Raw genomic sequence first — 26,361 nt, 5'->3', positions numbered from 1 at the left:
ATTGATTATTCAAATTACAAAACATGACTGAGCCCCCGAAGAGGCCCTTGCTACGCACATCAGCCGCCGGTGGCCGGCAGCACGCCCAGCGATGGCGCGGCTTCCACCACTGCCGCCGGCTTGGCTTGCTCCGCATCCTTGCATTCATTGGCCAGCTGGCGGCCCTGCTTGGAATCGAGCAGCATGCCTTTGGCCGGGATGCCGATCCAGACGAGACCATATAAACGGTTCTCGAAGCGGTTGGCGCCGGTGGTGGTGCCAACACGGCTCAGGCGGTGCAGGCGCTTCTTCCAGCGCAGGGCGATGTGTTTGTCGTCAGTAGCATTGGTGTAGATGGTAATTTTATTACCAAGTTCACAATTGAAATCGGTGGAGGCCGAACCCGCGGTGTCCGGCTCGTCGGACTCTTCCTTGTCGACCACGGACATGGCCAGCGGATGCGCTTCCTTGGCGGCAGCCTTTGCCTTGGTGGCCTTGGCTTTCGGCTTGGCCTTGGCTTTGACCGCCTTGGCGTTTGCCGCTTCCTTGGTATCCGTGGCGGCGAAGCTGGCTGGCGCCAGCGTGAGGGTCATGGCGCCCAGCGCGACGCTGCAGGCAATTGCTAATTTGGAGAGGGACATCGTGTAATTCCTGTCAGTTTTCAGTGGTGCTGGAAGAGGGGGCGTTGAGTAATGCAGCGGCCGCCTCGGGCAGGCCGAGGCCTGCCAGTTTGGCGCGTTGCAAAACGGTCCAATAATATCGGTAGCTGGCGCGGTCGTGCAAGCGGCCATTTTGCGCAATCGGTCCCCAGTTGGCGCGCAGCGCTTCATTCAGGATGTTGCTGGCCTCGTTGACTTCGGACAGGCGCGGCGTGAAGGCCTTGATGATGGGCTTGATCTGGTCCGGGTGGATGCTCCACATGCGCGTGTAGCCGAACTCGGCTGTTGCGCGCTGGGCATCGTTGGCCACCACGGCCGAATCGCGCACGTCCGTCGTCACGTTGTGCGACGGCACCTTGCCGTGCGCATGGCAGGCGGCCGCCACTTCCAGCTTGGCGCGCACCACCAGCGGGTGCGTGAACTGGCCCGGCGTGCGCATGGCGGCGGCGGGAATGGCGCCGTAATGGGCCGAAACGAAATCCATGATGCCGAAGGACAGGCATTCGACCTGGGGCAGGGCGGCGATCGCATAGGCGTCGCGCAGCGCGCCATGCGTCTCGATCAGGATGTGCACGGGCAGGTTGTCGCGGCCGGCGCGGCGCGCGTGCAGGTTGATCAGGTCGATGGCCAGCATGGCATCCTGCACGCCGCCCACCTTGGGCACGGCGATGTAGGCCAGACGCGAGGCGGCGGTGCAGATGATTTCCACGTCGCGCGCGAAAAACGGGCTGTCGACGTCGTGTACGCGCACGCCGATGCGGTTGAACTGGTTCTCGTCGCTGGCCAGCAGGCCGGCGATCATCAGAGCGTGGGATTCTTCATTGCCGGCGCTGGCGCCGTCTTCGCAGTCGAACGTGATGTCGAACAGGGGGCCAAGCTCTTGTTGCAAAGCAATCGATTTACGCATCAGCTTTTCAGAGCCGGCGTAGTGGTCGCAAGCGGCGAGCAACAGCGGCTGGCGTTTGCCTTGGAATAAAACCTCGGAAGGGTGCATGCTTAAGGCATTTCTGCAGGTAAAAACTACTTGATAAAACAGCCGCGCCGCGAATCTCGCAGGGCGGCCTTCTTTGGCGGGCGGCGCATTGCCGCGCCGCCAAAACTGGACTTAGGCCAGCAGGTGTTTCACGCCTTCGCGCTCTTCCGTCAGTTCTTTCAGGGTCAGGTTGATGCGCTCTTGCGAGAATGCATCGATTTCCAGACCTTGAACGATGGTGTACTCACCGTTGTCGGTGGTGACCGGGAAGCCGAACACGGTGCCTTCAGGAATGCCATACGAGCCATCCGAAGGAACGCCCATGGTGGTCCACTTGCCAGCGGTGCCCAGCATCCAGTCATGGATGTGGTCGATGGCGGCGTTCGCTGCCGACGCTGCCGACGACAGGCCGCGCGCTTCGATGATGGCGGCGCCGCGCTTGCCGACGGTTGGCAGGAAGGTGTTGGCGTTCCATTCCTGGTCGTTGATCAGGTCCTTGACAGCCTTGCCGTTCACGGTGGCGAAGCGGTAGTCGGCGTACATCGTTGGCGAGTGGTTGCCCCACACGGTCAGCTTCTCGATGTCTTTCACGGCGGTGCCGGTCTTGGCAGCGACTTGCGACAGCGCGCGGTTGTGGTCCAGGCGCAGCATGGCGGTGAAGTTTTTCGCTGGCAGCGATGGCGCCGATTTCATGGCGATGTAGGCGTTGGTATTGGCAGGGTTGCCGACCACCAGCACTTTGACATTGCGCGAAGCGACGGCGTCGAGCGCCTTGCCTTGTACCGTGAAGATCTGGGCGTTCGCTTCCAGCAGGTCCTTGCGTTCCATGCCTGGGCCGCGCGGACGCGCGCCAACCAATACGGCCACGTCGACATCCTTGAATGCGGTCAGCGGATCGGAGTGGGCGGTCATTTCCGTCAGCAGCGGGAATGCGCAGTCGTCGATTTCCATCATCACGCCCTTGAGCGCCTTCTGGGCTTTTTCGTCCGGGATTTCAAGCAGTTGCAAGATGACAGGCTGGTCTTTGCCGAGCATGTCGCCATTGGCGATGCGGAACAACAGGGCGTAGCCGATCTGGCCGGCGGCGCCGGTCACTGCAACACGCATTGGGGTTTTAGCCATGATGAATCTCCAAAAATGGGAAAGAAAACGGGCTTGAAGCTGGGCTTACGCTTATCCGGAAAAACTATAATGATACCAAAACCGGCCCGCGCCACCGAATTGCTGGTGTACGCTGCCGTCACGCTTGTGCTGCACGAGGCCAGAGTGGCTGGCCGACAACATAAAACGCTGGCTCACAAGTTTTATCGAGGGCAGTTTAGGCCCCTGATCTGCATCTGTCAATCATATCTTATGTCTTATATAAGACAGATAACTACGAGTCTTTTACTGGACGCGGGCAGTGATTTGTGTTGAAATGTCGGACTATGAATTCCGCCTCGTCCAATCTGACCAACAATGCCACTGCTGCAAGCGGGGCGGTCAGTCCGACCGCGGGCACCCCGGCCACGCCCGTTGCCGCAGCGGCCGGCACTGCCGCCACCCCTGTTGCCAGCGTGAATACCACTGCTGCCGTGGCCGCGCCTGCCGCGACTGCATCGCCCACCTTCAGCCCCCTGTACCAGCAGATCAAGGCGCTCATCACGCAAAGCCTGCAATCGGGCGAATGGAAGCCGGGCGAACTCATTCCCAGCGAAGTCGAGCTGGCAGGGCGCTTCAAGGTCAGCCAGGGCACGGTGCGCAAGGCCATCGATGAGCTGGCCGCCGAAAACCTCGTCATGCGGCGCCAGGGCAAGGGCACCTTCGTTTCCACCCACCATGAGGCGCGCGCGCATTTCCGCTTCCTGCGCCTGGTGCCGGACGAAGGCGTACCGCATTATCCTGAAAGCAAGTTTATCGAAGTCAAGCGCGTGCGCGCGCCAGCCGACGTGGCGCGCCTGATGGATCTGAAGTCCGGCGACGCCGTCATCTTCATCAAGCGCGTGCAGTATTTCGACGGCGTGCCGACCATCGTCGAAGAGCTGTGGCTGCCCGGCCTGATCTTCAAGGGTCTGACGGCCGAACGCCTGGTGGAATACAAGGGCCCCATGTACGGCCTGTTTGAAACGGAATTTGGCACGCGCATGATACGCGCGTCCGAACAGATCCGCGCCGTGTGCGCCGACGCGGGCGCCGCGCAATTGTTAAATATCGACCTCGGCACGCCCCTGCTCAGTTCCGAGCGCGTGTCGTTTACCTACGGCGACAAGCCGGTCGAACTGCGCCGGGGCCTGTACCTGACCAGTCGCCATCATTATCAGAATGAACTCAGCTGAAGCGGCGGGGCGCCCGTGGGCGTCCGAACAAGCAGCAAGGCTGAAGTGCATCGCTTGCAAGATGCCTGCCGCAAGGCGGGCAACGGAGACAACGGAAAGCGCAGCGATAGCATGGCCCGCCCCGGCGGGCCGTGTTTTGCCGGCGATTCTGTAATTAAATTACGTGAACTACGGAAAGTAGCGCGGTATTTTGTAGTAAAAAACCATTTTGGTTATATGTAACAATAGATATTGGTATGGGTTGCGAAAATCGGCGAAAATCGCGGCTTCAATATTTAGTTGAAATTCAAAGGGGAGGTTTTTGTTATGTCTGAAGCCGTAAGAGAAGTACCAAAAAAAGAACGGCCGCAATTCCGTAACATCCATGTTACCGAATTGTCGAACTACCGCATGGCGATCGGCGCCATCGTCTCGATCCTGCATCGTATCAGCGGCATCATCATTTTCGCCCTGCTGCCGTGCATCCTGTACATGCTGGAACTGAGCCTGCGTTCCGAAATGTCCTACGCCTACTTCCAGGGCATCGCCTCGCACTGGTTCGTCAAGCTGATCACGCTGGGTCTGGTCTGGGCCTTCCTGCATCACTTCTGCGCCGGCATCCGCCACTTGCTCATGGACGTGCACGTCGCCGCCGAGAAAGAGCCCGCGCGCAATACCGCCAAGTTCGTTCTGGTGATCAGCCTGGTACTGACCGCTCTGGTCGCTTTGAAACTGTTTGGAGTATTTTAATGGCAAACAATAACATCGGACCGAAACGCCTCGTCGTCGGCGCCCATTACGGCTTGCGCGACTGGCTGGCGCAACGCGTCACCGCCCTCGTCATGGTGGCCTACGTCGCCATCCTGCTGATCGCCTTCCTGACCGGCAGCAACTTCAGCTATGAAGGCTGGGCAGGATTGTTTGCACAGCAATGGTTCAAATTATTCAGCCTGGTGACGTTTGTCGCCCTGTTCTACCACGCATGGGTCGGCGTACGCAATATCTGGATGGACTACGTGAAAAGCGTTGGCCTCCGCATGACCCTGCAAATTGCCACCATGCTGTGGTTGATCGCTTGTGCCGGCTGGACGGTACAGATACTCTGGAGTGTGTAATCGTGGCAGCATATAAATCTGCAATCCCTACCCGCCGCTTTGATGCGGTAATCGTTGGCGCCGGCGGTTCCGGCATGCGCGCGTCGTTGCAGCTGGCTGAAGCCGGTCTGAACGTCGCTGTCCTGTCGAAAGTTTTCCCGACCCGCTCGCACACCGTTGCGGCGCAGGGCGGTATCGGCGCGTCGCTCGGCAACATGGCCGAAGACAACTGGTTCTGGCATATGTTCGACACCGTCAAGGGCGGCGACTATCTGGGCGACCAGGATGCCATCGAATTCATGTGCCGTGAAGCACCGAAGGTCGTGTACGAGCTGGAACACTTCGGCATGCCATTCGACCGCAACCCTGACGGCACCATCTATCAGCGTCCTTTCGGCGGCCACACGGCCCACTTCGGCGAAAAGCCGGTGCAGCGCGCTTGCGCGGCAGCCGACCGTACCGGTCACGCCCTGTTGCACACCCTGTACCAGCGCAACGTCCGCGCCCGTACGCACTTCTTCGTCGAATGGATGGCACTCGACCTGATCCGTGACGCCGACGGCGACGTGATCGGTGTAGTTGCGCTGGAAATGGAAACCGGCGAATGCATGATCCTGGAAGCAAAAACGACGGTCATGGCAACGGGCGGCGCAGGCCGTATCTTCGCCGCGTCGACGAATGCCTTCATCAACACCGGCGACGGCATGGGCATGGCGGCACGCGCCGGCCTGCCGCTGCAAGACATGGAATTCTGGCAGTTCCACCCGACCGGCGTGGCCGGCGCGGGCGTATTGATCACCGAAGGCGTGCGCGGCGAAGGCGGCATCCTGATCAATAGCGAAGGCGAACGCTTCATGGAGCGCTATGCGCCAACCTTGAAGGATCTGGCGCCGCGCGACTTCGTTTCGCGTTCGATGGACCAGGAAATCAAGGAAGGCCGCGGCTGCGGTCCGAACAAGGACCACGTGATGCTGGACCTGCGCCATATCGGCGCCGACACCATCGCCAAGCGCCTGCCGTCGATCCTGGAAATCGGCCACAAGTTCGCCAACGTCGATGCCACCAAGGAACCGATTCCTGTCGTGCCGACGATTCACTATCAGATGGGCGGCATTCCAACGAACATCCACGGCCAGGTCGTCACCCCGACCGGTCCGGACAATTCGGCCAAGGTTGTCAACGGCCTGTACGCGATCGGCGAATGCGCCTGCGTCTCCGTGCACGGCGCCAACCGCCTGGGCACGAACTCGCTGCTCGACCTGGTGGTCTTCGGCCGCGCGGCCGGTAACCACATCGTCAACAGCGGCCTGAAAGCCAAGGAAAACAAGCCTTTGCCAGCCGACGCTGCCGATTTCGCCATGGACCGCCTGGCGCGCCTGGAAAACTCGACCGGCACGGAAACCGTGCAGGGCGTGGCGAACGAGATTCGCGCCACCATGCAGAAGTACTGTGGCGTGTTCCGTACCGACGCGATGCTGGACCAGGGTGTGATCGAAATCATGAAGCTTGACGAGCGCCGCAAGCACGTCTCGTTCAAGGATAAATCGATGGTGTTCAACACGGCCCGCGTGGAAGCGCTGGAGCTGGACAACCTGATCGAAACGGCGAAAGCGACCATCGTCTCGGCAGCGGCCCGCAAGGAATCGCGCGGCGCCCACGCCCAGGATGATCACCCGACCCGCGACGACGACAACTGGATGAAGCACACGCTGTGGTACTCGGAAGGCAACCGCCTGGAATACAAGCCAGTCGTGACCAAACCGCTGACGGTCGATACCTTCAAGCCAAAACCACGTACTTTCTAAAGGTCAGAACATGGCACGCACTCTCAAATTCAAAATCTACCGCTACGATCCTGACCAGGATGCCAAGCCTTACATGCAAGACCTGACGGTCGAACTGAAAGACACCGACAAGATGCTGCTCGACGCACTGCAGCGCATCAAGTCGGACGTCGATGACTCACTGGCCCTGCGCCGCTCGTGCCGCGAAGGCGTGTGCGGTTCGGACGCGATGAACATCAACGGCAAGAACGGCCTGGCATGCACCACCAACCTGAACGAACTGTCGGAGCCTATCGTGCTGCGTCCGTTGCCAGGTTTGCCAGTCATCCGCGACCTGATCGTCGACATGACGCAATTTTTCAAGCAGTACGATTCGATCAAGCCTTTCCTGATCAACGACTCGATCCCGCCTGAAAAAGAACGCCTGCAGTCGCCGGAACAGCGCGAAGAACTCGATGGCCTGTACGAGTGCATCCTGTGCGCATGCTGCTCCACGTCGTGCCCGTCGTTCTGGTGGAATCCGGACAAGTTCGTCGGCCCGGCCGGCCTGCTGCAAGCCTACCGCTTCATCGCCGATTCGCGCGACGAAGCCACCGGTGCGCGTCTGGACAACCTGGAAGACCCGTACCGCCTGTTCCGCTGCCATTCGATCATGAACTGCGTCGACGTCTGCCCGAAAGGGTTGAACCCGAACAAGGCGATTGGCAAGATCAAGGAGTTGATGGTCCGCCGCGCGATCTGATCCCCTGATCGCGTCCGCCGGGCGCCGTTTGCGGGAAGAGGGTATCCTCTCTTGCCTGCAGGCGGCGCCTGCAAAGCAGCACCGTGCCGCAAGGCACACGTAAAGTGGTAAACCAAATGACAGAATCAATTTTGTCCTCGCATCAGGCCGACCCGGCCAACCGCGCCCGCCTGCGCTGGCGTTCACGCCGTGGCCTGCTGGAAAACGACATTATCCTGACCCGTTTTCTCGATGCGTATGAAACCGAATTGACCGATGAAGAAGTTGACGCGCTGACGCGTTTGCTGGATTTATCGGACAATGCGTTAATGGATCTGGTACTGGCCCGTAAAGAGCCGGAAGGCGAAGTCGATCTGCCGCATGTGCGCGCACTGCTGCAACGACTGCGCATTGCCTAGACGCCTGGGCGATATATTGCAAACGGTGCGAGTGGCGCGCTGTAGCACTGCCGAATTGCGGTGCGAATTGCAGCCAGAATTTTTGATTTTAATTTCGACTCACTCCCGAGAAGGAAGAGCCCATGAATATCTCTGACACAAAAGCTACCCTGTCGTTCTCCGATGGCAGCCCATCGCTTGAATTTCCAATCTACAAAGGCACGGTTGGCCCGGACGTCATCGACATCCGCAAACTGTACGCCGGTAGCGGCAAGTTCACCTACGACCCAGGCTTTATGTCGACGGCCGCCTGCAACTCGTCGATCACCTACATCGACGGCGACAAGGGCGAGCTGCTGTACCGCGGTTACCCGATCGAACAGTTGGCCGTCAACGCCGACTTCATGGAATCGTGCTACCTGCTGCTGAACGGCGAATTGCCGAACGCGGCGCAAAAAGCCAAGTTCGTCGACACCGTCACCAAGCACACGATGGTGCACGAACAGATGCAATTCTTCTTCCGTGGCTTCCGCCGCGACGCGCATCCGATGTCGGTCCTGGTGGGCACCGTCGGCGCGCTGGCATCGTTCTACCATGACTCGCTGGACATCAACGACCCGCGTCACCGCGAAGTGTCGGCCATCCGCCTGATCGCCAAGATGCCAACCCTGGTCGCCATGACCTACAAGTACTCGGTCGGCCAGCCGTTCGTGTACCCACGCAACGACCTGTCGTACAGCGCCAACTTCATGCACATGATGTTCGCCAACCCGTGCGAAGAGTACAAGGTCAACGACGTGCTGGTGCGCGCCCTGGACCGCATCCTGATCCTGCACGCGGACCACGAGCAAAACGCATCGACATCGACCGTCCGTCTGGCCGGTTCGTCGGGCGCCAACCCGTTCGCCTGTATCGCTGCCGGTATCGCCTGCCTGTGGGGCCCTGCCCACGGCGGCGCCAACGAAGCGGCACTCAACATGCTGAAGGAAATCGGCACCGTCGAGAACATCCCTGCCTTCATCGAGCAAGTCAAGGACAAGAACTCCGGCGTCAAGCTGATGGGCTTTGGCCACCGCGTGTACAAGAACTTCGATCCACGCGCCAAGCTGATGCGTGAAACCTGCTACGAAGTGCTGCAAGAACTGGGTCTGCAAGACGATCCGCTGTTCAAGCTGGCGATGGAACTGGAAAAGATTGCACTGAACGACGAATACTTCGTTTCGCGCAAACTGTACCCGAACGTCGACTTCTACTCGGGCATCGTGCAATCGGCGCTGGGCATCCCTGTGTCGCTGTTCACCGGTATCTTCGCTATGGCCCGTACGATCGGCTGGATCGCCCAGTGGAACGAAATGATCGCCGACCCAGAGCAAAAAATCGGCCGTCCGCGCCAGCTGTTCGTCGGTTCGACCACGCGCGAAGTACCGCCACTGGACAAGCGTTAATCCAGAGCGGTATCAAGCAGACAAAAAACGGGCTTCGGCCCGTTTTTTTATGTGCGTGTTCGATGCAATCCAGGGCCGCCGTGCTGTTATGCTCGGATCCTGGTTCAACAGGAAGTACAACGCGATGAATGAAGAAATCTGCGCCCCCAGTGGCGTGGCCCTGGGTGATACGGCATTTGGTTATACCTTGTCGTTGATCGGCGGCAAATACAAGATGCTGATCCTGTATGCGCTGGCGGAAAACACCGTGCTGCGGCATAACGAACTCAAGCGCCATCTCGGTGGCATCGCTTTCAAGACCCTCAGCGTCGTGCTGAAGGAGCTGGAAGCCGATGGGCTGATCGTCCGCAAGGAATATCCGCAAGTGCCGCCCAAGGTGGAATATTCGCTTTCCAGCAAGGGCGCCTCGCTGATCCCCGTGCTGCATACCTTGTGCGCGTGGGGCGAACGGCACCAGCCTGCCTGATCCGGAAATGCCTGGCAAAGGGTATTTCTGCGGTCAAGTAACTTACTTTTTATACTGTATGGGCAGTCAATGTGCGTACTTGTGAAAAGTACTCGCCATGGTTATGCTGTTTTTGCCCCTGCAGGCGCGCGGCCACATGCCGCGTGCCACGGGGCAGGGTACCGGCTTGCCTGCTTTCCTGTGCAGGCGGGCTGGTGCGTCCATCCCATTTTCAGGAAAGCAGCATGATGAAAACCCTCGTTATCGTCTTCCATCCCGCCATCGACACGTCGGTCGCCAACAAGCGCTGGCTGCAGGAACTGGCGCAGTATCCGGACCGCTACACCATCCACGACGTACAGCAGGCTTATCCGGATGGAAACATCGATGTGGCGCGCGAGCAGGCGCTGGTGGAGGCGCACGCCAATGTGGTCCTGCAATTCCCCATGTACTGGTTCAACTGCCCGCCCTTGCTGAAGCGGTGGCTCGACGAGGTGCTGGCATATGGCTGGGCTTACGGCATGGGCGGCGATGCCTTCAGGGGCCGTAAAGTGGCGCTGGCCGTCACGGCAGGCATCCGCGAGGAGGATTTCACGCCGGAAGGCAGGTGGAACGTCACCCTGGCGCAGCTGCTGGCGCCGTTCGATGTCACCCTGGCGTATATCGGCGCCGACAACCGCCGCTTCTTTGCCTTCTATGGGGCGGAAGACGGGCCGAAGGAAACGGGCTATGCCGAGCGGCTGGCGCGCAGCGCGCAAGAATACGAGCGCTTCCTGGGTGCGTTGTAGGGCAGGCTTGCATCGTGTCAGTTGAAGGCCGCTTCTAGCTGGCGCAGGGCGACGTGCCGGCCTTCCAGTTGCAGGCTGTCGCCTTCATAGGGCTGGGGCATGACGATGCGGTGCGGGGTATTGTGCTTGAGGATGCCGCCCCAGTGGGCGACCCTGGCGCCGGCCTGGCGGCGAATCGCCTCGACCGTGGCGCCGCTGGCGAGGATGCGGGCCTGCGGAAAGGCTTGCTGCAGCACGCCCAGGCCGAAATAGGCTTGCGGTTCGGCCGCGCTGATATAGATGGTGGTCAGGCGCTTGCCGCTGGCGGCGATGGTGTGCGCTAACTGCGCCGCATCGCCGCGCAGGAACTGGGTGTTGACGAGGATGGCGTCCGCCATGCCGCTCAGCAGCAGCGAAGTGGACGGTGCGCGGCCCAGCACATCCAGGCGGAAGGTCTCCAGCGTGCGGGAGGGGCGGGCGGCGCGTGCAAACATATTATTCTTTCTGCATTGGATGCTCTTGTCGCATATTATCCTTTCGACCAGGCGCGAGAAATAGGGTAGATTGCAATACTTAGTTGCATGGATCGGACGAATCAAGGGAGCACCGCATGGACCGCATCACCGCCGCACAAGTATTCGTCGCCATCGCCGAGCGTGGCAGCATGGTGGCCGCCAGCGAAGCGCTCGACATGTCGCGCGCCATGGTGACGCGCTACTTGGCCGAAATGGAGCAATGGGCGGGCGCGCGGCTGTTGCATCGCACCACGCGCCGGCTGAGCCTGACGGATGCGGGCGATGCCACCCTGGCGCGCTGCCGGCAGATGCTGGAAGTGGCTGGCGCCATGGCCGTCACTTCGCCCGAGGGCCTCGATACGCCGCACGGCTTGTTGCGCATCACCTGTTCGCAATCCCTGGCGCAGACGGCGCTGGCTGGCGCAGTAACCGCTTACCTGCGGCGCTACCCGCGCGCCGCCGTCGACCTGCAGATGGAGAACCGCGCCGTCAACCTGGTGGAGCAGCGCATCGACCTGGCGATCCGCATCACCAACGCGCTCGAGCCTAACCTGATCGCGCGCCAGCTGGCCAGCTGCGCCTCGGTGGTGTGCGCCGCACCATCGTACCTGGCGGCGCACGGCACGCCGCGCCGGGCGCAAGACCTGGCCCTGCACAACTGCCTGACGTACACGTATTTCGGCAAGAGCCTGTGGCAGTTTACGCATGACGGGGAAGCGCTCACTGTCCCCGTCAGCGGCCGCCTGTCGGCGAATGAATCGCTGGTCCTGCTGGTGGCCACGGTGGCGGGGGCGGGCATCGCCATGCAGCCGCGCTTTTCGGCCACGCCGCTGATCGCCAGCGGGCAGCTGGTGGAGCTCTTGCCCGCGTACCAGCCGCAGGACATGGGCATCTACGGCGTCTACACCTCGCGCCAGCACATGTCGCCCCTGCTGCGCACCATGCTCGACTTCCTGGTGGAGTGGTTTGCCGGCGATCCCGATTGGCTGGCGGCCATCGCGGCGGCGCCGTTGCCGGGCAGACCAGTTGGACGCAAGCGGCACGCCGGCAGGGCCGCCGATGTGTTGTAAGCATAACAGTGACAGGCTTGCAAGCCCGGGAAAATCAACAACACAGCTTACATTTGCTTGCCAAATAAAATTCAACTAGGCGTTGTTGCGTTACAATACCGCGTGCTATTCTAAATGACGGTATGCAGAATGCTGGTGCAATAAAAAAGCCCTTCCCCACAACTTGATGTGCAATCCGCTAACCGGTCAGGCCGTGTCGCGGAAGGTTAGATTAACCCGCTAATTCCTCGCGAAGCGCGAAGAAAGGTGAGCAATATATGCAGCAATTAACGACCAACTCCTACCTGTTCGGTGGGAATGCTCCGTACGTGGAAGACCTGTACGAGGCGTATCTGAACAATCCAGGCTCGGTACCCGACAACTGGCGTTCCTACTTCGACGCAATGCAGCACGTGCCTGCCGTCGATGGCACCAACAAGCCTGACGTGGCGCATGCCTCCGTCGTCGCCTCGTTCGCCGAGCGCGCAAAAGCAGGTCCTATCCGCACAGTGACCGCTTCCTTCGATGCTGAAATGGGCCGCAAGCGCGTCGCCGCCACGCAGCTGATCGCCGCTTACCGCTACCTCGGTTCGCACTGGGCCAACCTGGATCCGCTGCAACGCCAGGAACGTCCGATGATCCCGGAACTGGAACCGAGCTTCTACGGCTTCACCGACGCGGACATGGACACCGTGTTCAACATCAGCAATACCTATTTTGGCCCCGAGACCGCGACCCTGCGCGATCTGCTGAACTATCTGCGCGATACCTACACGCGTTCGATCGGCGCCGAATTCATGTACATCTCCGACCCGGCCGAAAAGCGCTGGCTGCAAGAGAAACTGGAAGCGATCCGCTCCACCCCGAATTTCACCCCAGAGAAAAAAATCCACATCCTCGACCGCCTGACCGCGGCTGAAGGCCTGGAACGCTATCTGCACACCCGCTACGTGGGCCAGAAGCGCTTCTCCCTGGAAGGCGGCGAAACCTTCATCGCCTCGATGGATGAAACCATCCAGCGCGCCGGCGAAAAAGGCGTGCAGGAAATCGTTATCGGCATGGCCCACCGCGGCCGCCTGAACGTGCTGGTGAACACCCTGGGCAAGGCGCCGCAGGAACTGTTCGAAGAATTCGAAGGCAAGCATGGCGACGACCTGCCTGCCGGCGACGTGAAGTACCATCAAGGCTTCTCGTCGGACATCTCCACCGCGGGCGGCCCGGTCCACCTGTCGCTGGCGTTCAACCCGTCGCACCTGGAAATCGTCAACCCTGTGGTCGAAGGTTCCGTCAAGGCCCGCATGGATCGCCGCGGCGACGCGCAGGGCGCGCAAGTGCTGCCTATCCTGGTGCACGGCGATGCAGCTTTCGCCGGCCAGGGCGTGGTCATGGAAACGCTGAATCTGGCGCAAACCCGTGGCTACCATACGGGCGGCACGGTGCATATCGTGATCAACAACCAGATCGGTTTCACCACCTCGGATCCGCGCGATGCCCGCTCGACCCTGTACTGCTCGGACGTCGTCAAGATGATCGAAGCACCGGTCCTGCACATCAACGCCGATGATCCGGAAGCCGTGGTGCTGGCGACGCAGATCGCGCTCGACTACCGCATGGAATTCAAGAAGGACATCGTCCTCGACATCATCTGCTACCGCAAGCTTGGCCACAACGAGCAGGATACGCCGGCACTGACGCAGCCACTGATGTACAAGAAGATCGGCCAGCATCCAGGCACCCGCAAGCTGTACGCGGACAAGCTGGTAGCGCAAGGCGTGATCCCTGCCGATGGCGGCGACAAGATGGTGGCCGCATTCCGCGACGCCATGGACGCCGGCAAGCATACCGTCGATCCGGTCATCTCGAACTTCAAGAACAAGTACGCCGTCGACTGGCTGCCGTTCCTGAACAAGAAATGGACCGATTCGGCCGATACCGCCGTGCCGATGACGGAACTGAAACGCCTGGCCACCCGCATCACCACCGTGCCGGAAGACTTCAAGGTCCACTCGCTGGTGGAAAAAGTGCTGGGCGACCGTGGCACCATGGGCCGTGGCGAAATGAACCTGGACTGGGGCATGGGCGAACACCTGGCCTACGCATCGCTGGTATCGTCCGGCTACGCCATCCGCCTGACGGGCCAGGATGCCGGCCGCGGCACCTTCGTGCACCGCCACGCCGTCTTGCATGACCAGAACCGCGAGCGTTGGGATGCAGGTACCTACATTCCGCTGCAAAACGTGTCGGACAACCAGGCGCCGTTCACCGTCATCGACTCGGTGCTGTCCGAAGAAGCCGTACTGGCCTTCGAATACGGCTACTCGACCGCTGAACCGAACACCCTGACGATCTGGGAAGCCCAGTTCGGCGACTTCGCCAACGGCGCGCAAGTGGTGATCGACCAATTCATCAGCTCCGGCGAAGTGAAGTGGGGCCGCGCTTCGGGCCTGGTCATGATGCTGCCGCACGGTTACGAAGGCCAGGGTCCTGAGCACTCGTCCGCGCGTCCGGAACGCTTCCTGCAGCTGTGCGCAGACAACAACATGCAAGTGGTGCAGCCGACGACGGCTTCGCAGATCTTCCATTTGCTGCGCCGCCAGATGGTGCGCCAGTTCCGCAAGCCGCTGGTCATCCTGACGCCGAAGTCGCTGTTGCGCAACAAGGATGCCGGTTCGCCGCTGACCGACCTGGCCAAGGGTGGTTTCCAGACCGTCATCGGCGAAGTCGACGACAAAATCGACGCCAAGAAAGTCAAGCGCGTGGTCGCCTGCTCGGGCAAGGTCTACTACGACCTGGTCAACGCACGCAAGACCCGTGGCCAGACCGACACGGCCATCGTGCGCCTGGAACAGCTGTATCCGTTCCCGCACAAGTCGTTCGCTGCTGAACTGAAGAAGTTCCCGAACCTGGTCGAAGTCGTCTGGGCGCAGGACGAGCCGCAAAACCAGGGCGCCTGGTTCCAGATCCAGCACAACATCTTCGAAGGCCTGGAATCGGGTCAGCGTCTGGCCTACGCCGGCCGTCCTGCTTCGGCGTCGCCTGCTGTCGGTTACTATGACAAGCACTACGCCCAGCAAAAAGATCTGCTGGAAACGGCATTCTCGAAGCTGAAGGGTTTTATCCTGACCAAGTAAGTGGCAGGATAGCGGGTTCCATGCGCATGCATGGCGCCTGTTCGCATACATCGTGACGGAGCGCCGCCCTTGCTAAGCAGGGGCGGCGCCGCAATAACAAAATAAACGGAGTTTTACATGGCACAAATCGAAGTCAAAGTTCCCCAGTTGTCGGAATCGGTTGCAGAAGCGACCCTGCTGGCATGGCACAAGAAAGTCGGCGAACCAGTTGCGCGCGACGAAAACATGATCGATATCGAAACCGATAAAGTGGTGCTGGAACTGCCGGCGCCTGCCGCTGGCGTGATCGTGCAGATCATCAAGGATAACGGCGCTACCGTCGTCGCCGGCGAAGTCATCGCCATCATCGACACCGACGGCTCGGCCAAGGTCAGCCCGATGGAAGTGTCGGCCGTTGCCGCGCCAGCCCTGGCTGCCGCAGCGCAAGACACCGCTAACGCTACGGCGCCAGCCGCTGCGACCAAAGGCGATGTCGCCATGCCTGCCGCTGCCAAGATACTGTCCGAAAAAGGCCTGTCCGCTGGCGACGTCGCCGGTTCCGGCAAAGACGGCCGCGTGACCAAGGGCGACGCCCTGGCCGCTTCCGCCAAGCCAGCTGTCGCGCCACTGGCGCCAGCCGCTGCCAAGCCAGCGCTGCAACAAGTTGCCACGCCGTCGGCCGCCAGCCTTGGCGACCGTCCTGAAGAGCGCGTGCCGATGAGCCGCCTGCGCGCACGTATCGCCGAGCGCCTGCTGCAATCGCAATCGACGAACGCCATCCTGACCACGTTCAATGAAGTGAACATGCAGCCGGTCATCGACCTGCGCAACAAGTACAAGGACAAGTTCGAGAAAGAGCACGGCGTCAAGCTGGGCTTCATGTCCTTCTTCGTCAAGGCCGCCGTCGCCGCCCTGAAAAAGTACCCGATCATCAATGCCTCCGTTGACGGCAACGACATCGTCTACCACGGCTACTTCGACATCGGTATCGCTGTCGGTTCGCCACGCGGCCTGGTCGTGCCTATCATCCGCAACGCGGACCAGCTGTCGATCGCCGACATCGAGAAAAAAATCGGTGAATTCGGCGCGAAAGCCAAGGAAGGCAAGCTGACCCTGGACGACCTGACGGGCGGCACGTTCTCGATCTCGAACGGCGGCACCTTCGGCTCCATGCTGTCGACCCCGATCATCAACCCGCCACAATCGGCCATCCTGGGCGTGCATGCGACCAAGGACCGCGCTGTCGTGGAAAACGGCCAGATCGTGGTACGTCCGATGAACTACCTGGCCATGTCCTACGACCACCGCATCATCGACGGCCGCGAAGCCGTCCTGGGCCTGGTGGCGATGAAAGAAGCGCTGGAAGATCCTGCACGCCTGCTGCTGGACCTGTAAGCACCGTAGTCCCCCGGCGTCGCCGCCGGGGCAATGTAGCTGATACCCCTTGCCAGAAGACGCAGCTGGCTGATCTCAATGAAAGAGGATTCCCATGAACGTCTCTGAAGAAATCAAGCGTCTGCACGAGTTGCACCTGGCGGGCGCCCTGAGCGACGCGGAATTCGCGCAAGCGAAAGCCAAGCTCCTGAGCAATATCAACCTGGACAAGCCGGACAGCACGTCCGGTGCCGGCGCCGATGCGGCGGCCGGCCCGGCGAACGACCTGGTGCAGGAATTCAACCGCCTGCGCCGTTCGCGCAACGACCGCTGGCTTGGCGGCGTCTGCGGCGGCCTGGGCCGCGCTTCCGGCATGGAAGCGTGGATCTGGCGCCTCGTCTTCGTCCTGTTTACATTGACCTTCGGCTTCGGCGTGGTGATTTACCTTCTATTGTGGATTTTCGTACCAGACGAAGAGATTGGAATAACAAAACATGAGTACTAAACAATTTGACGTAGTTGTCATCGGTGCGGGCCCTGGCGGCTACGTCGCCGCCATCCGCGCAGCGCAGCTGGGCTTTTCCGTCGCCTGCGTCGACGAATGGTCGAACGCCAAGGGCGGCGCCGCTCCTGGCGGTACCTGCACCAACGTCGGCTGCATCCCGTCGAAAGCGCTGCTGCAATCGTCCGAGCATTTCGAACACGCGGGCCACAGCTTCGCCGAGCACGGCATCGATGTCGCCGGCCTGAAGCTGAACCTGGGCCAGATGCTCAAGCGCAAGGACACCGTCGTCAAGCAAAACAACGATGGCATCCTGTACCTGTTCAAGAAGAACAAGATCGCCTTCTTCCACGGCCGCGCCGCTTTTGCTGCCGCCGCCGCTGGCACGTACGAGATCAGCGTGACGGGCGAAGCCAACGAAACCCTGACGGCCAAGCACGTGGTCATCGCCACGGGTTCGAACGCGCGCGAACTGCCGGGCGCACCATTCGACGAGAAACTGATCCTGTCGAACACGGGCGCACTGGCCATCGACGCCGTACCAGCCAAGCTGGGCGTCATCGGCGCCGGCGTGATCGGCCTGGAAATGGGCAGCGTCTGGCGCCGCCTGGGTTCCGACGTCACCGTGCTGGAAGGCCTGCCGGTCTTCCTGGGCGCCGTGGACGAGCAGATCGCCAAGGAAGCGTCGAAGCTGTTCACCAAGCAAGGCTTGAAGATCAACCTCGGTTGCAAGATCGGTGCGATCACGCCGGGCAAGAAAGACGTCACCGTGGAATTCGTGGACGCCAAGGGCGAAGCGCAAAAAGCCGTGTTCGATAAACTGATCATCTCGATCGGCCGCACGCCGAACACGAATGGCCTGGGTGCCGACAAGGTCGGCCTGCAGCTGGACGAGCGCGGCTTCATCGCCGTCGACGGCGACTGCAAGACCAACCTGCCGAACGTATGGGCAGTGGGCGACGTCGTGCGCGGCCCGATGCTGGCGCACAAGGCGGAAGAAGAAGGCGTTGCCGTGGCCGAACGTATCGCCGGCCAGCATGGCCACACCAACTTCAATACGATTCCCTGGGTGATCTACACCTCGCCGGAAATCGCGTGGGTCGGCAAGACCGAGCAAACCCTGAAGGCCGAAGGCATTGCCTACAAGGCCGGCACCTTCCCGTTCATGGCCAACGGCCGTGCGCGCGCGCTGGGCGACACCTCGGGCATGGTGAAATTCCTGGCCGATGCGACCACCGATGAAATCCTCGGCGTGCACATCGTCGGCCCGATGGCGTCCGAGCTGATTTCCGAAGCCGTCGTGGCGATGGAATTCAAGGCCTCGGCCGAAGACATCGCGCGCATCTGCCACGCTCACCCATCCCTGTCGGAAGCGACCAAGGAAGCGGCACTGGCGGTTGACAAGCGCACGTTGAACTTTTAATTGTAGTTAGTCCTACAGGGGCGCTCGCGGATTTTTTCCGCCGGCGCCCTTGTGCGTTAAAGCGAATCCCATGAACGTAGAAGAGTTTTACCAGCACGCGCTGCAGAAGCGTGATTTCAAGGCCGATGCCGCCCAGCGGCGCGCGGTCGACCGCCTGCAGCTGTGCTATGACGAGTGGGTGGCCTACAAGGGCCAGCGCTCGAGCACCTTCAAGCGCCTGCTGAACCGTCCTGCCGTGCCGAAAGGCGTGTATATGTGGGGTGGGGTGGGGCGCGGTAAATCGTTCCTGATGGACAGTTTTTACTCGGTCGTGCCCCTGGTGCGCAAGACGCGATTGCACTTCCACGAATTCATGCGCGGCGTGCACCAGCAGCTCGATGAATTGAAAGGCGTGGCCGACCCGCTCGACGAGGTGGCCAAGCGCATCGCCAAGAAATACCGTTTGATCTGTTTCGATGAATTCCACGTCTCCGACATCGCCGACGCGATGATCCTGTACAACCTGCTGTCGGCCCTGTTCGCCAACGGCGTGTCCTTCATCATGACCTCGAATTACGACCCGGACCTGCTGTATCCGGACGGCCTGCACCGCGACCGCATGCTGCCGACCATCGCGCTGCTCAAGGACAAGCTCGACGTGATGAACGTGGACGCCGGCGTCGATTACCGCGGCCGCGCGCTGGAACAGGTGGAAAGCTACTACACGCCGCTCGGCGCGGATACCGACAAGGCCCTGCGCGACGCTTACACGCGCATCGCCGAGACGGCCGACGAAGATGCGCGCATCCGCATCGAGAGCCGCGAAATCCATTGCCTGCGCCGCGCCGGCGGCATCATCTGGTTCGATTTCGCCACCCTGTGCGGCGGTCCCCGCTCGCAAAATGATTACCTGGAAATCGCCAGCCGCTTCCATACGGTGATATTGTCCGGCATACCGGCCATGTCGGCGGCGCAGTCGTCCGAAGCGCGCCGCTTTACCTGGCTGATCGACGTGTTTTATGACCAGAAGGTCAAGCTGATCATGTCAGCCGAAGTGCCGCCGGATGAGCTGTACACGAACGGCATGCTGGCCAATGAGTTTCACCGCACCGTTTCGCGTATCATCGAGATGCAATCGCGCGAATACATGGAAAAAGAACAGCGCGGCGCGGCCGACGCGATCGTTTGAGGCAGGGATAAGGAACATGATGGCAAATACACTATACAAGCTGGGCGCGGCGCTGGGCCTTGCTTTGGCGTTGTCCGCCTGCGCGCATCAGGGTAGCGCAGCATTGGATGAGGTCGGCGCGCCGCAGGTGCCCGCAACCTTGTCGGTGGAAGAAGCGGACGCCAAGCTGAAGCAGTCGGCCAGCGAGCGCGAGGCGGCGGAAAATGAGTTTGCCGCGCGCGAACTCGAGTGCTACAACAAGTTTTTCGTGAATAACTGCCTGGACCAGGCCAAGGAAAAGCGCCGCCTGATCCTCGTGCGCCTGCGTGCCGTCGACGCGGAAGCGAATTACTTCAAGCGGGCCGAATCCGTGCGCCTGCGCGATATCGACCTGGCCCGGACGCAGGAAAGTGCGCGCCTCGATGCCGAGCAGCGCGCCGCGGCCGTGCCCAAGCCCGTGAAAGTGGTCGCACCCGAGCCGGCGCCACCGAAGGCGCAAGGCAAGAGCGTGGCCGAACGCGAAGCCGAGCACGCGGCGAAGATGGCGAAACAGGCTGCCGCCGATGCCGCCGAAGCGCCGCGCCGCGCGGCCCGTGAAGCGCAGTATGCGAAAAAACAGGCGGATGCCGTGGCACGCCAGAAACGCGTGGCGCAACGCCTGGCCGAGCGACAGGCCGAAGCGCAGGCCAAGGCTGCGAAGGCGGCTGCCGCCGCTGCCAGCACGCCGGCCGTGGCTGTGCCTGTGCCGCCTGCCAAATAAGACCTGTCGCGCAGGGGGCATGCCGGAAATGGCGTGCCCTAACGCGCGCGGCAGGTTAAACTACGCACCATGGCTGCCTGTGTACGCTGCGCGCGCCGGTTTCCCATTACTGTTACCAACACTGCCTGGAACGCAACACATGAGCGATGCACAGCAAATAGAGCGGCGCCTGATTGAACTCAACGTGGAACACCGCGACCTCGATGCCGTCATCGAGTTGCTGATACTCGATGGCCACCATGACGAGCTGCAGCTGCGCCGCCTGAAAAAGCGCAAATTGCAATTGAAGGATCACATCACCTTGCTGAAAATGCAGTTGGTGCCCGACGTTCCCGCCTGAGGGGCGCCAGTAGCGTCCAGTCCAGCCTTCACCTAAGTATATTTTGACCGATCACAATTTATTGCCCGCAAGTCCAGATGGCCAGCCTGCCGATCTGCCAGTCAGTCTGCCAGCCGAACCCCAGGCGGCGCCTGGCAAGCATGATGCCGACATCGAGCGCCTGTTTGGCGCCGGCGGCCCGCTCGGTCCGGCGGTGGGCAGCTACAAGCCGCGCCGTTCGCAAACGGAGATGGCGAAAGCCATCGCCAGCGCCATCGACAGCCAGACGACCCTGATCGCCGAGGCCGGCACGGGCACCGGCAAGACCTTCGCCTACCTGGTGCCGGCCCTGATGTGGGGCGGCAAGACCATTGTATCCACCGGTACCAAGAACTTGCAGGATCAATTATTCCTGCGCGATATACCCACCGTGCGCGCCGCGCTGCAGGCCCCCGTTTCCGTCGCCTTGCTGAAAGGCCGCTCGAACTACGTCTGCCATTACCACCTGGAACGCACCCTGCAAAACGGCCGCATGACGTCGCGCGACGACGTGGGCCATCTGCGCGAAATCTCGCGCTTCATCAAGATGACCAGCTCGGGCGACAAGGCGGAACTGACCAAGGTGCCGGAAAACGCCATGATCTGGAACCTGGTGACGTCCACGCGCGACACCTGCATGGGCGCCGAGTGCCAGTATTACCAGGATTGTTTCGTCATGAAGGCCCGCAAGGAAGCCCAGCAGGCCGACGTGGTGGTGGTCAACCACCACCTGTTCTTTGCCGACGTGGCCCTGAAGGACACGGGCGTGGCGGAATTGCTGCCATCGGCCAACACCATCATCTTCGATGAAGCGCACCAGCTGCCCGATACGGCAACCTTGTTCTTCGGTAATACGGTATCGACCTCGCAAATCCTGGAACTGTGCCGCGACGTGCTGGCCGAAGGGTTGGCGCATGCGCGCGGCATCGACTGGGCCAAGACGGTCACGGTGGTGGAAAAGGCGGCGCGCGATCTGCGTTTGACCTTCCCGCAGGATATCGTGCGCCTGTCCCTGCCGCAGATCGCCCCGTCGAGCGATTTCTTCCCCGCGCTCGACACCCTCAAGGATGAGCTTGACGGCATGGTGGCCGTGCTGGAAACCCAGGCGGAACGGGCGGAAACCCTGGAACAGTGCAGGGTGCGCGGCGTCGAACTGGCGCAGCAGCTGAGCGGCTGGAAGTTCGATCCGAAGGCCAAGGTAGCGGCTGGCGAAGAAGCCGTGTTCTGGGTGGAAGCGTTTTCCAGTTCCTTGCAGTTGCATAAAACGCCATTGTCGATCGCGCCGATCTTCAATAACCAGCGCGAAGGCACGCCGCGCAGCTGGATTTTCACGTCCGCCACCCTGGCCGTGAAAAACGATTTCAAGCATTTTTCCGAACAGATGGGTTTGACGGGCGAACCGTCGCACACGTGGCCGAGTCCGTTCGACTATGGCCAGCAAGGCTTGCTGTTCGTGCCGCAAAACCTGCCGCAACCGAATTCGCTGGGCTACACGGATGCCGTCATCGACTGCGCGCTGCCCATCATCGAGGCGGCGGGTGGGCGCACCTTCTTCCTGTGCACCACCTTGCGCGCCGTCAAGCGGGCCGCCGAGCGCCTGGCCGACGAATTCAAGCAGCGCGGTCTGAACTTCCCCCTGTTCGTACAGGGAGAAAAGGGCCGCACGGAATTGCTGGACCAGTTCCGCGCGGCCGGCAATGGCGTGCTGATCGGTAGCCAGAGCTTCTGGGAAGGCGTCGACGTGCGCGGCGATGCCTTATCCCTGGTGATCATCGACAAGCTGCCGTTCGCGCCGCCCGACGATCCCGTGCTGGCCGCGCGCATCGAAGTGATGGAAAAACAGGGCAAGAATGGATTCATGCACCACTCGCTGCCGGAGGCCATCATCAACCTGAAGCAGGGCGCGGGCCGTTTGATCCGCGACGAGGGCGACCGTGGCGTGCTGATGATCTGCGATCCGCGCCTCATTTCCAAGCCGTACGGCAAGCGCATCTGGCAAAGCCTGCCGCCGTTCAAGCGCACGCGCGACACCGCCGAAGTGGTGGAGTTCTTCCGCAGCCTGCCCGCCAAGGGCGCTTAAGCCCTCGCTTAAGCCCTCGCTTAAGCTCTGCTTGCCGGCGCCGTCCGCGCGCCGGCGTATTTCCCTTTGTTATCAAGCGAGTAGCGTTTTATGCGCGGCGCCGCCTTGCGCGCCTGGCATGCCAGAAATCGGCGCGATCATGCCAGTTTCTGGCTTTTTTCTGCATGTCCAGGACGCCAGACACATCTTTGTGCCAGCGCAAACAGGCTTGTTGCCGAGCGGTCTACAGTGAGCTCATGCCTTGCAGGATCAAGGCGCGGCGATGGCAGGCCGCACGGGGAACAGGGGGATGCCATGGAGATCCGCTACGGCTGTTTCTTGAGCTACGCGCACGGCCAGTATGCGTTCATGAACAAGTTCAAGAATGACCTCATCGAGGCGCTGGCGTGCTATCTGGAGCCGCACCTGGACCGCGAGGAAGTCCTGTTCATCGACAGCGAGCAGCTGGGTGGCGGCGACGATATCGACCTGCGCGTGGCGCGCGCCATGTGCCAGAGCGTCTGCATGATCGTGCTGTACACGCCCAAATATGAAGCGCACGGCTATACGCGGCGCGAATTTGCCGCCATGCAGCTGATCGAACAGGAGCGGCGCGCCTGGTATGAACTGCCCAGCCACTTGATCATCCCCATCATCATGACGCGCCATCCGGACGGCTTGCCGCCGCAAATCACGGAGTCGGGCCTGTACGTCGATTTTTCCGGCTACACCCTGGCCAGCGGCGACCTGAAATCGAATCCGCAATACCTGCCCGACATCGAACGCATCGTGCAGCGCATCGCCACGCATTACCACTTGCTCAAGCGGTCAACACCGCCCGGCCACGATTGCAGCCGTTTCGTGTTGCCCGATATTCCACCGGAATGGCGCGCCATTCCACCTCCCCACTTTCCGCGTTAATCACGTAAAAGGTCCTGTCATGGAATGCCAACGCCTCTCCCTGCCGCCTTTGAGCGCCCCTGGCGAAGTCGTCACCTTCTATTCCTACAAGGGCGGTACCGGCCGCACCATGGCCCTGTCGAACATCGCCGTCCTGCTGGCGCGCCGTGAGAACGCCAGCGTGCCCGTGCTGATGCTGGACTGGGACATGGAAGCGCCGGGCCTGCACCATTATTTCGAGCAGCACGAGGAGCGGCCGGGCGTGCTCGAGTTCTTCGAAGCGTGCCGCCAGCAGCTTGAGCGCATCAGCCTGGAAACGGCGGGCGGTCGCGCCGGCGGGCAGGCCAGGGGGCGTGAAGATGGGGGGCGCGAGGACGCGGCGCTGGCCCAGCGCGTGCTCGACGCCATCGACTGGCAGCAGTACGTGGTGCGCGTCGACCAGGGCAGCCCGCTGTACCTGATGCGCGCGGGGCGCTTCGACGCCAGCTACAGCGAGCGCCTGGCGCAGATGCGCTGGGATCAGCTGTTCGACACGTGCCCGGCCCTGTTCCGCTGCTTCGCCGATACCCTGGCCCAGCATTTCCGCTATGTGCTGGTCGATTCGCGCACGGGACGCACGGACAGCGCCGGCATCTGCACCACCTTGCTGCCGAAAAAGCTCGTGGTGGTCTTCACGCCGAACCGGCAAAGCCTGGAAGGCGTCGATGCGCTCGTCACGCGGGCCATCGAGTACCGCCGCAGCCATGAAGACGAACAGCGTCCGCTGCTCGTCTACCCCTTGCCCTCGCGCATAGAAATGGGCGATGGCGCGCAGCGCGCCGAGTGGCGCCGCGGCGACGCGCACAAGGGCATCGCCGGCTTCCAGCCCATGTTCGAGCGCCTGCTGCGCGCTTCCTACGGCTTGCCGCAGATCGCCCTCGACAGCTATTTCGACGAAGTCCAGCTGCAGCAGACGAAAACCTTTGCCTACGGCGAGCAGCTGGCCGTGCGCATCGACCAGGGCGGCGACCGCTTTTCCCTCACGCGCACCTTCGAAGCGTTTTTGCACTGGCTGACGGGCGGCTACTTCCCCTGGCAATCGAGCCGTGAAATCGCCTTGCTGGGCGCCATCAGCGAAGCGCGCCAGGCCTTGCTGGCCGAACCGGGCCGCGCCGTGGCCCTGCCGCTGGCGCGCGACCTGGCCCGTCTGGGCGAGCTGTACCGCAAGGATGGACGCAGCGGGCAGGCGCTCGACGCCTTCCGCCAGAGCGTCGAGATCCGCGTGCGCCTGCTGGGCGAGGAGCATCCCGACAGCCTGGCGTGCAAGAGCGGCATGGCGCGCCTGCTGCGCCAGCTGGGCAAGCTCGATGAAGCCCGCTTCCTGGAAGAGGACGTGCTCGATGTGCGCGAGCGCGTGCTGGGCAGCGAGCATCCCGACACCTTGGCTGCCCGCGCCTGCCTGGCGAAAACCCTGTTGCTGCAGGGGGAGCTGGCGGCGGCGCTGCTGCTGCAGGATGCAGTGCTGGCAAGCCATGCGCGCCAGCTGGGCGGCGAGCATCCGCTGACCCTGGAAGCGATGGATGGCCGCGCCGCCACCTTGCTGCGCATGGGCCGGCTGGCGCAGGCGCAGCAAGTGCTGTCCACGGTGGTGGCGGCGCGCGAGCGCCTGTTTGGCGCCGAGCATGGCGATACCTTGCGCAGCAAGCTGGCCCTGGCGCAGGCCTTGGGGCGCGAAGGCGACCTGGAAGGGGCGCGGCGCCTGTTCGCTGCCGTGCTGCAGGCGCAGGAGCGGCGCCTGGGCAGCGACCATGCGGCGACCCTGGCCACGCGCGATTTGCTGGCCGATATCGTGGCCGGGCAGGGTGACTGGGCCGGCGCGCGCCAGTTGCATGAAGACCAGGTGGCGGCGCGCGAGCGCACGCGCGGGCTCGACCATCCGGAAACCCTGATGAGCCAGCGCAAGCTGGCCGAGGCGCTGCTGCGGCGCGGTGAACTCGATGCGGCGCGCAGCGTGCAGGAGCAGGTGCTGGAAGTGCATGCGCGCCTGCTGGGCGAAGACCACCTCGATACCTTGCACAGCAAGACGCAATTGGCCGGCACCCTGCAGCAGCAGGGTGACAGCGCGGCCGCGCGCCTGCTGGAAGACGCCGTGCTCAGCGGCAGCGACCGGCTCTTGAACGCGCCCGTCACGGGGCATGCGGACAGCGTGCTGGACGGCGCGCGGCATTTGCAGGAAACCATCCTGGCCGGCCGCGCCAACGGGCACGAAGGGGCCGAGCCGGATACCCTGGCCAGCATGATCTCGATGTTGCAAGGCATGATAGAACGCGAACAGTATGCGCAGGCGGGCGAACTGGCCGAACATCTGAAGTCCTGCCTGCTGCGCCCGGGCGTACCGGGCAAGCTGCGCAGGCGCGGCATGGCGCAGCTGAAAAGAATGTACAAATTGCAAGGCGACCTGAATGCCTTGCTGGCCTTGCAGGAGGATGAAGTGCAGGCGCTGGAAGGGGCGTTGTCGGAAGCGCGCATCGAGCAGCGCTGATGCGGCGCGCCATGTCCGCGCGGCAGCACAAATAATGCTGTCTATCGGCGTGCGGCATGCGCAGTGTTGGCATCGCTTCGGGTA

24 protein-coding genes are annotated in these 26,361 nt (G+C 61.9%); 20 read left to right on the top strand and 4 right to left on the bottom strand.

The features are described from left to right. Positions 1–59: 59 nt before the first annotated feature. From BLT98_RS07840 to BLT98_RS07830, 3 genes are all read right to left on the bottom strand, one after another. On the bottom strand, positions 60–620 hold the full coding sequence (locus BLT98_RS07840) for a hypothetical protein (RefSeq protein ID WP_092606300.1): 561 nt from the start codon (positions 618–620) through the stop codon (positions 60–62). A gap of 13 nt (positions 621–633) precedes the next feature. Then, positions 634–1,632 (bottom strand): HpcH/HpaI aldolase/citrate lyase family protein, encoded by a 999-nt coding sequence (locus BLT98_RS07835; protein ID WP_034789112.1) that lies wholly within the window; start codon positions 1,630–1,632, stop codon positions 634–636. 111 nt (positions 1,633–1,743) lie between these two features. Continuing rightward, positions 1,744–2,733: a malate dehydrogenase gene (locus BLT98_RS07830; protein ID WP_034789110.1), complete on the bottom strand. Its 990-nt coding sequence runs from the start codon at positions 2,731–2,733 to the stop codon at positions 1,744–1,746. A 305-nt stretch (positions 2,734–3,038) separates the two neighbouring features. Here BLT98_RS07830 and BLT98_RS07825 point away from each other — a divergent pair, with 305 nt between their 5' ends. The 9 genes from BLT98_RS07825 (at position 3,039) to BLT98_RS07785 (ending at position 10,580) form a co-directional block, all read left to right on the top strand. Beyond that, entirely contained in the window at positions 3,039–3,926 is an 888-nt protein-coding gene (locus BLT98_RS07825) for a GntR family transcriptional regulator (protein ID WP_081345455.1), read from the top strand. Between the two features lie 306 nt (positions 3,927–4,232). Next, on the top strand, positions 4,233–4,655 hold the full coding sequence (gene sdhC / locus BLT98_RS07820; RefSeq protein ID WP_034789105.1) for a succinate dehydrogenase, cytochrome b556 subunit: 423 nt from the start codon (positions 4,233–4,235) through the stop codon (positions 4,653–4,655). Continuing rightward, positions 4,655–5,020 (top strand): succinate dehydrogenase, hydrophobic membrane anchor protein, encoded by a 366-nt coding sequence (gene sdhD, locus BLT98_RS07815; RefSeq protein ID WP_034789102.1) that lies wholly within the window; start codon positions 4,655–4,657, stop codon positions 5,018–5,020. Before sdhC ends, sdhD begins: the two co-directional genes overlap by 1 nt. A gap of 2 nt (positions 5,021–5,022) precedes the next feature. Then, positions 5,023–6,804 carry a succinate dehydrogenase flavoprotein subunit gene (gene sdhA, locus BLT98_RS07810; RefSeq protein WP_092606298.1) on the top strand — a complete coding sequence of 594 codons (1,782 nt, stop codon included), beginning with the start codon at positions 5,023–5,025 and terminating at the stop codon, positions 6,802–6,804. A gap of 10 nt (positions 6,805–6,814) precedes the next feature. After that, positions 6,815–7,525, top strand: coding sequence for a succinate dehydrogenase iron-sulfur subunit (locus BLT98_RS07805; RefSeq protein WP_034789099.1), 711 nt, complete (start codon positions 6,815–6,817; stop codon positions 7,523–7,525). Between the two features lie 116 nt (positions 7,526–7,641). Continuing rightward, complete coding sequence (locus tag BLT98_RS07800; RefSeq protein ID WP_034752073.1) at positions 7,642–7,923, top strand: FAD assembly factor SdhE; 282 nt, start codon at positions 7,642–7,644, stop codon at positions 7,921–7,923. A gap of 122 nt (positions 7,924–8,045) precedes the next feature. Beyond that, positions 8,046–9,347 (top strand): citrate synthase, encoded by a 1,302-nt coding sequence (gene gltA / locus BLT98_RS07795; protein WP_034789096.1) that lies wholly within the window; start codon positions 8,046–8,048, stop codon positions 9,345–9,347. 124 nt (positions 9,348–9,471) lie between these two features. Then, complete coding sequence (locus BLT98_RS07790) at positions 9,472–9,813, top strand: winged helix-turn-helix transcriptional regulator (RefSeq protein WP_070254087.1); 342 nt, start codon at positions 9,472–9,474, stop codon at positions 9,811–9,813. A 224-nt stretch (positions 9,814–10,037) separates the two neighbouring features. Then, positions 10,038–10,580: an NAD(P)H-dependent oxidoreductase gene (locus BLT98_RS07785; RefSeq protein WP_092606296.1), complete on the top strand. Its 543-nt coding sequence runs from the start codon at positions 10,038–10,040 to the stop codon at positions 10,578–10,580. Between the two features lie 17 nt (positions 10,581–10,597). Here BLT98_RS07785 and BLT98_RS07780 read toward each other — a convergent pair whose 3' ends face one another. Continuing rightward, positions 10,598–11,053, bottom strand: a complete 456-nt coding sequence (locus BLT98_RS07780; protein ID WP_092606294.1) for an MBL fold metallo-hydrolase — start codon at positions 11,051–11,053, stop codon at positions 10,598–10,600. A gap of 116 nt (positions 11,054–11,169) precedes the next feature. Here BLT98_RS07780 and BLT98_RS07775 point away from each other — a divergent pair, with 116 nt between their 5' ends. The 11 genes from BLT98_RS07775 (at position 11,170) to BLT98_RS07725 (ending at position 26,277) form a co-directional block, all read left to right on the top strand. Continuing rightward, positions 11,170–12,144, top strand: a complete 975-nt coding sequence (locus tag BLT98_RS07775; RefSeq protein ID WP_034789090.1) for a LysR family transcriptional regulator — start codon at positions 11,170–11,172, stop codon at positions 12,142–12,144. Positions 12,145–12,401: 257 nt separating this feature from the next. Then, positions 12,402–15,254, top strand: coding sequence for a 2-oxoglutarate dehydrogenase E1 component (locus BLT98_RS07770; protein WP_034789088.1), 2,853 nt, complete (start codon positions 12,402–12,404; stop codon positions 15,252–15,254). A gap of 117 nt (positions 15,255–15,371) precedes the next feature. Next, on the top strand, positions 15,372–16,628 hold the full coding sequence (gene odhB, locus BLT98_RS07765; protein ID WP_034789085.1) for a 2-oxoglutarate dehydrogenase complex dihydrolipoyllysine-residue succinyltransferase: 1,257 nt from the start codon (positions 15,372–15,374) through the stop codon (positions 16,626–16,628). A gap of 94 nt (positions 16,629–16,722) precedes the next feature. Continuing rightward, positions 16,723–17,112 carry a PspC domain-containing protein gene (locus BLT98_RS07760; RefSeq protein ID WP_070282087.1) on the top strand — a complete coding sequence of 130 codons (390 nt, stop codon included), beginning with the start codon at positions 16,723–16,725 and terminating at the stop codon, positions 17,110–17,112. Then, positions 17,102–18,532 (top strand): dihydrolipoyl dehydrogenase, encoded by a 1,431-nt coding sequence (gene lpdA / locus BLT98_RS07755; protein WP_092606292.1) that lies wholly within the window; start codon positions 17,102–17,104, stop codon positions 18,530–18,532. Before BLT98_RS07760 ends, lpdA begins: the two co-directional genes overlap by 11 nt. A gap of 70 nt (positions 18,533–18,602) precedes the next feature. Further along, the gene (zapE, locus tag BLT98_RS07750) at positions 18,603–19,700 is read left to right on the top strand and encodes a cell division protein ZapE (protein WP_034789077.1); all 1,098 of its coding nucleotides are present in this window, start codon (positions 18,603–18,605) and stop codon (positions 19,698–19,700) included. A 19-nt stretch (positions 19,701–19,719) separates the two neighbouring features. Next, entirely contained in the window at positions 19,720–20,439 is a 720-nt protein-coding gene (locus tag BLT98_RS07745) for a hypothetical protein (protein WP_225317386.1), read from the top strand. Positions 20,440–20,578: 139 nt separating this feature from the next. Continuing rightward, complete coding sequence (locus BLT98_RS07740) at positions 20,579–20,779, top strand: YdcH family protein (protein ID WP_034752051.1); 201 nt, start codon at positions 20,579–20,581, stop codon at positions 20,777–20,779. 151 nt (positions 20,780–20,930) lie between these two features. Next, positions 20,931–22,877: a DNA repair helicase YoaA gene (locus BLT98_RS07735; RefSeq protein ID WP_230522201.1), complete on the top strand. Its 1,947-nt coding sequence runs from the start codon at positions 20,931–20,933 to the stop codon at positions 22,875–22,877. Positions 22,878–23,171: 294 nt separating this feature from the next. Beyond that, positions 23,172–23,777 (top strand): toll/interleukin-1 receptor domain-containing protein, encoded by a 606-nt coding sequence (locus BLT98_RS07730; protein ID WP_034752049.1) that lies wholly within the window; start codon positions 23,172–23,174, stop codon positions 23,775–23,777. 19 nt (positions 23,778–23,796) lie between these two features. Next, positions 23,797–26,277, top strand: a complete 2,481-nt coding sequence (locus BLT98_RS07725; RefSeq protein ID WP_092606290.1) for a tetratricopeptide repeat protein — start codon at positions 23,797–23,799, stop codon at positions 26,275–26,277. Positions 26,278–26,361: the final 84 nt, after the last annotated feature.

The sequence above is a fragment of the Janthinobacterium sp. YR213 genome, assembly GCF_900099875.1.
Taxonomy (GTDB): Bacteria; Pseudomonadota; Gammaproteobacteria; order Burkholderiales; family Burkholderiaceae_D; genus Janthinobacterium; species Janthinobacterium lividum.
The sequence above is the reverse complement of the archived record's forward strand: the minus strand, read 5'-3'. Positions and strand labels throughout refer to the sequence as shown.